The following is an 8,713-nucleotide window of genomic DNA, read 5'->3' as shown; positions in this document are numbered from 1 at the left end:
GGGCATCGGCCCGTTCGAACAGGTCCAGCATCCGCCGCGCAGCGGCGGGATCCGAAATCACCACCCGCCCATAGGCGTCAAAGCCGAGTTCATTGAGCGTGAAGGCAATCGCGGTCCGGTCGGCCATGCGGTCTCCTGCGTGTGTTTGTGGAACGCTGCACGCAAAAGATGTACACGTTTTGTTCCGGTCCGGCAAGGGGGCATTGTTTCCCCCGGGCGCAGTCCCGGGGCCAACTAGGTGTTCTGCCTTTTCATCGGATGAGGATGCGGCGCCTTCGGTGGGCCCCGGAACAAGTCCGGGGAAAATGCGAGTGGGTGCGGCAGGTGCGTTCTCTCTCTCCTGAACCATCTCTCCTTTGTCATCCCGGCCGGTCGCCCCGCGAAAGCGGGGCATAGAGCCGGGACCCACAATCCCGGTTTGAATCCAGCTATCGGAAATGGCGGCGTCTGCTTTCGGGCTGATCCTGTGTGTATGGGTCCCGGACTTGCGTCCGGCTCAAGGCCGGACATCCATCCGGGATGACAAAGTGATGCGGTTGAAGAAGCGGAAGTAGCTCCACAGGTTTTCACCTTGGAGGGATGAGAGGTGTGCGGGAGGCCGGCGCTTGCCGTGCCGGCGTGTTTTCTAAGTGTGTGTGACAGGCACTTGCCTCCCGCACGCGGAGATTTCCCGAACGCTCTCGCCCCCGTTTCCAATCCGGCCGGTATTCAGGTCGGGCGTTTAGTGCCGTCAGACCGGGCCGGACGCCCTGCCGGTGCTCGGGATGTCACCCCCTCGCGCGGACAGGCTCCGCAAACCTCCGGGCACAAGGGACTGAGCTCGCGCCTCTCTCCCCGGAAGTCGAGGAGGAGTCTCTCACAGGTTTTGGGGGTGGGGATAAGTGGGGGCAGGCGAGGGATATGTCCCTCTGCCTGGCCTAACCCCGCGCCGCGGCCAGCAGCGCATCAATCTCGGCGTCTTCGGTGCACCAGGATGTGACGAAGCGGCAGGAGCCGTCCGGCCATTGGTAGAAGCCGGCGCCGGCGGCCATGAGGCGATCGCCGAGGGCTTCGGGGAGGCGGGCGAAGATCTCATTGCCCTGAACGGGGTGAAGGACCTCCACCCCATTGGCTTCGGCCAGCCCGTCAGCGAGACGGCGGGCGCGGGCATTGGCCGTGCGGGCGAGGTCGAGCCAGAGATCATCGCGCAGCCAGGCATCGAACTGGGCGGCCATGAAGCGCATTTTCGGGGCCATGTGGCCGGCGCGTTTCTGGCGCGCCTGGAGTTCCTCATACCGCTCCATGACGGAGGGGAAGAGGATGATGGCTTCTGCCCCGAGCGCGCCATTCTTGGTCGCACCAAAGCAAAGCGCATCGACCCCGGCTTTCCAGGTCAGTTCCGCGGGCGAACAGTTGAGCGTCACCAGCGCATTGGCAAAGCGGGCGCCATCCATATGCACAAAGGCAGGCCGCGACTTCACCCGCGCGGCGCGCTCGGCCACATCGGACGGGGTGTAGGCGGTGCCGCTCTCGGTCAGATTGGACAGGGAGAGGACGCGCACCGGGCTGGAATGGACGAAGCCTTCGGGGATTTCCCCGAGTGCGCGGTCGAGCGCCTCCAGCGAGATCCGGGCGTGATCGCCCAGGAGCGGGATCAGCTTGCCGCCGCCGGTGAAGAATTCCGGCGCGCCGCGCTCATCGCGATGAATATGCGCTTCGTCATGGCACAGAATGGCGCCGTGATTGGGGCACAGAACCGACAGGGCCAGCGCGTTGGAGGCTGTTCCGGACACCGCGAACATGAGTTTGAGGTCGGTCTCGAAAATCTCTTTCAGCTTGGTCTCGACCCGCGCGCAGATCGGATCATTGCCATAGCTGGGCGCAAAACCCGTATTGGCGGCAGCGATTGCGTCGAGAAGCGCGGGATGGGCGGGAGCGGTGGTGTCGGACAGGAAATTCATGGCGCCAATGGAGGCGAGTTGGCGGAGGAGGTCAATCGGGAGGGGGTGCGTCAGGTGCAGATCTCGACATTGTTCACGATGATGGCTGCACCATCTCCGGTTCGGCTGACGAGTTCGCTGGCCCAGGCCTGGTTCGCCGCCCACCAATTCTCTCCGAGCGCATGCCGCGCGATGTCCAGGTCGCCGGGGTGCGCTTCGGACAAACCGACATTCTCGCCCGGACTGCTCCGCAGAGCGAGAGACCGGCAGTTTCGGGCGCGTTGGAGTAAGCCGGATTCCCGAGAAGGAGCCGTCAGGCACTCGCGCGTTTCCGGATCGAAAACGGAAATTTCATCGGCTCGATGAAACACAAAGTTCAACCTCCGGAATGTGGAGCCGATCAGTCGTGCTGTTATTTCGCGAGAGTCCGGGTTGATCACGTAATAGCTGGTTGCGCCGACCTGGAATTCGGGGTTTGCCAACTCGAACGGCCCCAAGTCCGTCTGGATGAGCGGAAGGCCAGATTCGGAATAGCCGAGCAGGGCGACCGCACCATCCGTGTCGCACGGAAAGTCGTAATTATAGAGCGTGACAGCGTATTCAGTTTCGGGGCCATCATTCAGCCGGCCCCGAATGGCAAAGCGGGTAGCCCAATAGGGCGAGGGCGCCAGAACAGCCTCTGGCAGCCTTTGATGGGTCAGGCGCGTCCTGAACTGGGGATCGTCTGCAGGGATACCAGAGAACAGGTCGAGCGAGAGGCATCCACTGCTTTGGTTCAGCTCCAATGCCAATGGGCATTCTGGCAGTGCCAGAACGCGCTCGAGATCGGTGTCGCCGGCCGATGCGTCAAAGGCTACAAGGCCCAGTGCTGACGATGAGACGATCAGGAATTTGAGGTCAGGGCGCAAGGACACGGCTTTCTGAGACGATCTGTAATTGTGTCGACAAGCTCCACCCGGTCAAGCCTTTGGAAGCGCTCACCCAGACCTAGTCCCCGAACGCCGGATCCGGGTGCAGGGCTGGCAGGGTGTCGCGCATCTGGTCGGCCGTGCCGGTGGGGCGGTTGGCGGGGTTGGCGAGGGTAGGCTGACCCTTGAGGTCGCGGACGGGAAGACCCCCTGCGGCCTGCAGGGCAGCGATGCCATTGCTCAGCTCCAGCGCCATCTGCGCTTCGACCCGGGCGATTTCCTCCGGATTGGCAAAGCGCAGCAGGGAGAGACCCTCTTCCGCCGTGTCCGGGCAGGCCCCGGCTTCGCGATTGGCCTCGGAGCTGGACAGGCAGAAGGCATTGCGGACGGCAAAGCTGGTTGATCCGGGGCCGGCCGGGAAGGGCAGGGCTTCGCCGATGAATTCGGTCTGGGGCGAACCGCCGCCGGTGATCGCGTCAGGCGTCTCTTCCTCGTCCTCGGGCAGCGCGTCGGTCTGGGCCAGGACTTCCGGTGCCGGCGGCTGGGCCGGGTCTGCGGGGACAGAGGGCGCTTGTTCGACCGGTTGTTCCGCTTCGGGCTGTTCGAAGTCCGGTTCTGGCGGCGCCTCCGGTTCCGGGGGGGCTTCGGGCTGCGGCGGCAGGGTGACGAGCACGATGTCGAGGGCTTCGGGTTCCGGATCCGGGATCGCGGCGCGCGGCAGGAAGAGCAAGAGCGCGATGAGGCCGGAATTGATGGCGAACGCGAGCGCGCCGGCGAAAATACGGCGGCGCACAGTCTCACTCGGCGCGGTCAAAAACTCACCGCCCAACCCACTCTCCTGTTCGGCCCCCGCCGTCAAGACGCGTTCAGGGGTAAACGAGGCCGGGCGGACTGACCAGCACGAAACCGCTTAAATCCTGTTCATGTCGACAGATTCTGCCCAGACCACATAGCGCAGCGGGCCCGGCGTGATGGAGCCGAAGGGCCAGCAGGTGACCAGGGCGAGGCGTGGTTCGCCGCCCGCAACCTGGATGCCGGACCGGTTGGCGTCGACGATCTCACTCCCGGTGACGCGGAACAGGGCGGGCGGTCCGTCCGGTCGTTCCACCACGATGGTCTGGCCCGGCTCGACATCGCGCAGGAAGGCGAAATGCGTGTCGCGATGGGCGGCAATCACGCTGACCCCGTTCTCGCCCGGCCGGACGGACTGGCTGAGCAGGGAGGGGCCGAAGGCGAGGGCTTCGCCCCCCGCTTCGGCCAGGACAATGGCGTGTTCGCCCAATTCGGGGACGGAGAGCCGCGCCACGGGCCAAGTATCGGCCCAGGGCCATGGTGTTGGCGCGGACTCTCCGTCGATTGCACGCGTCCAGGCTTGCGCCAGAAGGAGTTGTGCAATGTCGGCTTTCACCGGGATCCACAAGCCCTGGGCAAGGGCGAGGGCTCCGGCGGCGAGGCAGGTGATCGCGCCGCCCCGCAGGAGGTTGGATCGGGTCACCACAGGCGGCGCTCCCGGTTCATCATCAGGAAGATCAGGCCAGCCAGCATCAGCAGGGCTCCGGCCCAGGTGAAGAGCTGGCGCGGCGTGGCGGTGGCCGGCAGGGCCAGGCCATTCTCGGCGGCCAGGGCGGCCTCTTCCGGCGAGGCATGCGCCTGCAGGCGGTCGAGGAGCTCGGTGTCCAGCGCGGCGTGCCGGACCGGATTATTCCGGTTCACGGCGCCGAAATCCCAGCCCTGCGGCGCCATCTGGGCAATGTCCTGGCTGTGCAGCGGGGCCGTGGCCGGGCGGGCCGGGGTGACATCGACGGCGACCAGGCTGGTCAGGCGGGAGACGAGATGGAAATCCAGCGCGGTGCGCAGGACGGCCGCGTCGACCTGGGCCGCATTGGCGCCCTGGAAACGGGTCTCCTCGATTCCCTTGATCCGGTTGCGGGCCCACAGGGCGGCGATGCCGGAAGCGGGCTGGGCATCGGCCAGGTCGAGCCGGGTCTGCCAGCCGCGCTCGGCGAGCCGGCCTTCCAGCAGGATCATGGCGTCCGGATCGGAGACACGGGCGGTCATGAAGACGGGCTCGCCGTAATAGAGGTCGGGCAGCGGGGCAGGCCAGATTTCCGCCAGGGCACCTTCCGGGAAGAGCGCGTCCAGCTGGGTCATGACCGGGCGTTCCAGCGCGGTATAGAGCTGGGCCATGCGCTCGGAGACCTCCGAGACATTGCCGATATGGGTGAACGTGCCGCGACCGGCGCGGGCGGCGCGTTCCATGAAATAGGTATTGGGGGCGGACCCGATACCCACCGGGAAGAGGCGGGAGCGGCCCAGATCCTCATAGATCGCGTTGAAGAGCTGGCTTTCATTGCCGATCGCACCATCGGTGAGGAAGACGATCTGGCGGACGCGGCTGGTATCCTCCGGCGTGTCATCGGTGAGGGCCGCCTGCATGGCGGGCAGCATGTTGGTGCCGCCCTCGGCATTGAGGCCGCGGGCAAAGCGGCGCGCCTGACGCAGGCGGGCCGGGCTGGCTTCCACCGGGGCGGGGAAGACCTGTTCCATCGTGTTGTCGAAGCGGATGATGTTGAACCGGTCCTCCGGCTGCAGCCGGTCCAGCGCGTCCAGCAGGGCCTGGCGGGCCTGGCGCATGGAAGTGCCGGCCATGGAGCCGGAATTGTCGATCACGAAGATCGTCTCGCGCGGACGGCGCTGGGTGTCCGTGCCCAGCGTGGCGGGCGGCAGGATCTGGGCGAGCAGATAGGTCTCGCCATTCCACTCCTCGGTGAAGAGGGCGGCGCTGGGGGCAGTCTCATCGGCCGGGCGCCAGGTCAGGACAAAATCGCGGTCGGCGGGGATGGGGCCGTCGGCCAGCTCGATCCGGGCCGTGCCGGGCTGTGACCGGTCGATGCGGGTGGCGTGATAGAGGCTGGTGATCGCGCCCAGTTCGAAGCCGGGGCGCAGCTCGGCAGTGATTGTCACCGGCAGGCGCAGCTGGTCGCCCGGTTCGCCGGACGGGGCCATGACGGGCGGGGTGATGCGATGGGCATCCGGTACGGAGGGCGGCACGGGATATCCGGTCTCGGCGACGAGCTGGAAATCGGCGGCCTGCGGGATGTAGCGCGGGGTCAGGCCCAGCGGGATGCGCATTTCGAACGTGCCATCGCGCAGGCGGGCGACGTCCTGGTATTCGATCTGGATGATGATGGTCTCGCCGGGGCCGATATTCGCCACTGAAGTGGTGAACATGTTGGGGCGTTCCTGCTCGACCAGACTGGCGCGCTGGCCATTGTCGCGGGCCTGCTCATAGATGCGGCGCGCGGCCTGGCGTTCATGGATCTGGCCCTCGATGAAGCGGTCACCGACCTGCATGCGCAGGCGGTCGACACCGCTATCGGCAGGCAGGGGGAAGACATAGCGCGCCTCGACCCATTGGTCGGAGGGGTTCTCGAAACGCTGGGTCACGCGGGTGCGGATGACCGGGCCGGCGGTCTCGATGGCGATATCGGTCGCCAGCATGGGGGCGGGGAGGTAGACGCCGGGCTCGACCGTCTCGATCAGCAAGGCGCCTTCGGAAATCTCGGAGAGCCGGACCAGGCCTTCAATGCGCTGGGGTTCTGTGGGCTCGGCCAGCGTGTCCGCCTGGGCATCCGACCAGAAAAGAAAGGCGGAAATCGCGAAGGCCGCGATGGCGAGGCATAGGCCGAATCCGGCCTGTCCGCCGGATGAGTGATGTGTGCGCGCAGACGCCATGACGGTGTCTCCCCTGATTGTGCCGGCCGCCCCGTTGCGAGGTGAAAAGGCGGGGCAGCCGGCGTCCCTGTCCGCTGTCACGCTGGAACGGGATCGAGGATGTGGCGGGGCCAGAATGGGGCGAGAGCGGGATTAATCTGGGCCATTGCGGGGCGGGGGCTCCGGCAGAGCCGGTCGCAAGACATGCAAAAACGCCCGCGCGCCTGGGCGTGAATGCATGGCTGGGGGATTGGCGGGCCGGGCCGTGCCGACTAGGGTTTGCGCTCCTGCTGATTTGATCCACCGGACACGCATCATGACCTTCACGCCCTCGACCGCGCTGCAGCGCGTCAAACCTTCCGCCACGCTGGCCGTCACCCAGAAAGCGCGCGAGCTCAAGGCGAAGGGGATTGATGTGATTTCCCTGGGCGCGGGCGAGCCGGACTTCGATACGCCGGACCACATCAAGGAAGCGGCCATCGCCGCGATCCGCCGGGGCGAGACGAAATACACGAATGTCGACGGCACGCCGGAGCTGAAGGACGCGATCGTCAAGAAATTCCGCCGCGATAATGGGCTGGAATACACGGCGGCCCAGGTCCATGTGTCCACGGGCGGCAAGCCGGTGATCTATAACGCGCTGCTGGCCTCTGTGAATCCGGGCGATGAAGTCATCATCCCGGCGCCCTATTGGGTGAGCTATCCGGAAATGGTGAACCTGGTGGGCGGCACGCCGGTGCCGGTGCGCGCCGGGATCGAGACCAATTTCAAGATGACGCCGGACCAGCTGGAAGCCGCGATCACGCCGAAAACGCGCTGGCTGATCCTCAACTCCCCGTCCAACCCGACGGGGATGGGCTATACGGCCGCCGAAATCCAGGCCCTGGCTGATGTGCTCCTGAAGCATCCGCATGTCTGGATCATGACCGACGACATGTATGAGCACATTGTCTATGACGGCTATGAGTTCGCCACGATCGCCCAGGTCGAGCCGAAACTCTATGACCGCACCCTGACGATGAATGGTGTCTCCAAGGCCTATGCCATGACCGGCTGGCGGATCGGCTATGCGGCCGGCCCGCAGGCCCTGATCAAGGAAATGGGCAAGGTGGCCTCCCAGACCACGTCCAACCCGTGCTCGATCAGCCAGGCCGCATCAGTAGAAGCGCTCAATGGCGATCATGATTTCCTGAAGGCCCGCAATGCCGCCTTCCTGCGCCGGCGTGACCTGGTGTTGGAGGCGATCAATGGCTCGGACGGGCTGGTCGCCCCGACGCCGGAAGGCGCTTTCTATGTGTTTGCCGACTGCACGGGTGCGATCGGCAAGACGGCGCCGGATGGCACGCAAATCAAGACGGATACGGATTTTTGCTCGGCTCTGCTCGAGGCAGAAGCCGTCTCGGTCGTGCCGGGTGTCGCCTTTGGTCTGGAGCCGGGCTTCCGGATCTCCTACGCCACGGATGACGACTCCCTGATTGAGGCCGGCAAACGCATCCAGCGCTTTTGCGCCAGCCTGCGCTGATATCGAATTTCTCTATAGCGAACCCAACAAATCCTGATTTGATTTGTGGTTATGGGGCGCCCATATAGATGGGGACGCCGCGGCCTTGCCGCACGCGAACCAAAATGGAGAGAATAATGAGCATCAATATGGGTCTGACGGACACGCAGCGCGAAACCATGGCGAAAGCCGTGACGGCCGTCCTGGCGGACACCTACGCGCTCTATTTCAAAACCCACGTCTATCACTGGAACGTCACCGGTGCGCGCTTCCACGATCTGCACAATCTGTTCGAGCTCCAGTATAACGAGCTGTGGACGGCGACCGATGTGATCGCCGAGCGGATCCGCGCCCTCGATGTGGTCGCCCCGCGCTCCTATGGCGAGATGCAGGAAGCGGCCTCGATCAAGTCGGGCGGCGATGCGACGGAAGCCAATGACATGCTGAAGGATCTGGTGAAGGGACACGAGACCGTTGTCGCCACCATCCGCAAAGCGCTGGAACTGGCCGGCGAGCATGGCGATGAAGCCACCGCCGACGTCCTCACCCCGCGCCTGACCGAGCACGAAAAGACCGCCTGGATGCTGCGCTCCACGATCGGGTGATTGGCGATTTCAGACTGAATGCAGAGCCCCGGCCTGATGGCCGGGGCTTTTTGTTTCCTCCCCAAC

General features: G+C 65.2%; 7 protein-coding genes. 2 read left to right on the top strand and 5 right to left on the bottom strand.

The genetic code is table 11. From position 1 onward, the window contains the following. Positions 1–917: 917 nt before the first annotated feature. From I0K07_RS15035 to I0K07_RS15015, 5 genes are all read right to left on the bottom strand, one after another. Entirely contained in the window at positions 918–1,940 is a 1,023-nt protein-coding gene (locus I0K07_RS15035) for a threonine aldolase family protein (protein ID WP_203294879.1), read from the bottom strand. 50 nt (positions 1,941–1,990) lie between these two features. Next, positions 1,991–2,827, bottom strand: coding sequence for a hypothetical protein (locus tag I0K07_RS15030; protein ID WP_203294877.1), 837 nt, complete (start codon positions 2,825–2,827; stop codon positions 1,991–1,993). 79 nt (positions 2,828–2,906) lie between these two features. Beyond that, positions 2,907–3,656, bottom strand: coding sequence for a hypothetical protein (locus I0K07_RS15025; protein ID WP_203294875.1), 750 nt, complete (start codon positions 3,654–3,656; stop codon positions 2,907–2,909). 81 nt (positions 3,657–3,737) lie between these two features. Then, a complete protein-coding gene (locus tag I0K07_RS15020; protein ID WP_203294873.1) occupies positions 3,738–4,322 on the bottom strand; it encodes a class GN sortase in 585 nt (194 codons plus the stop codon). Beyond that, complete coding sequence (locus I0K07_RS15015) at positions 4,319–6,562, bottom strand: marine proteobacterial sortase target protein (RefSeq protein WP_203294871.1); 2,244 nt, start codon at positions 6,560–6,562, stop codon at positions 4,319–4,321. Before I0K07_RS15015 ends, I0K07_RS15020 begins: the two co-directional genes overlap by 4 nt. A 295-nt stretch (positions 6,563–6,857) precedes the next feature. Between I0K07_RS15015 and I0K07_RS15010 the strand changes: the two genes are divergently transcribed. Both I0K07_RS15010 and I0K07_RS15005 read left to right on the top strand, forming a co-directional pair. Beyond that, the gene (locus tag I0K07_RS15010; protein WP_203294869.1) at positions 6,858–8,063 is read left to right on the top strand and encodes a pyridoxal phosphate-dependent aminotransferase; all 1,206 of its coding nucleotides are present in this window, start codon (positions 6,858–6,860) and stop codon (positions 8,061–8,063) included. A gap of 116 nt (positions 8,064–8,179) precedes the next feature. Beyond that, positions 8,180–8,647: a Dps family protein gene (locus I0K07_RS15005; RefSeq protein WP_203294867.1), complete on the top strand. Its 468-nt coding sequence runs from the start codon at positions 8,180–8,182 to the stop codon at positions 8,645–8,647. Positions 8,648–8,713 lie beyond the last annotated feature (66 nt).

Origin of the sequence: Maricaulis parjimensis, assembly GCF_016817355.1 — a bacterium.
Taxonomy (GTDB): domain Bacteria; phylum Pseudomonadota; class Alphaproteobacteria; order Caulobacterales; family Maricaulaceae; genus Maricaulis; species Maricaulis parjimensis.
This window is presented reverse-complemented; position numbering and strand designations above follow the sequence as displayed.

Coding starts and splice junctions, on each gene's coding strand:
- I0K07_RS15005 (WP_203294867.1), top strand. CDS start 8,180: ATGAGCATCAATATGGGTCTGACGGACACGCAGCGCGAAACCATGGCG.
- I0K07_RS15015 (WP_203294871.1), bottom strand. CDS start 6,562: ATGGCGTCTGCGCGCACACATCACTCATCCGGCGGACAGGCCGGATTC.
- I0K07_RS15010 (WP_203294869.1), top strand. CDS start 6,858: ATGACCTTCACGCCCTCGACCGCGCTGCAGCGCGTCAAACCTTCCGCC.
- I0K07_RS15035 (WP_203294879.1), bottom strand. CDS start 1,940: ATGAATTTCCTGTCCGACACCACCGCTCCCGCCCATCCCGCGCTTCTC.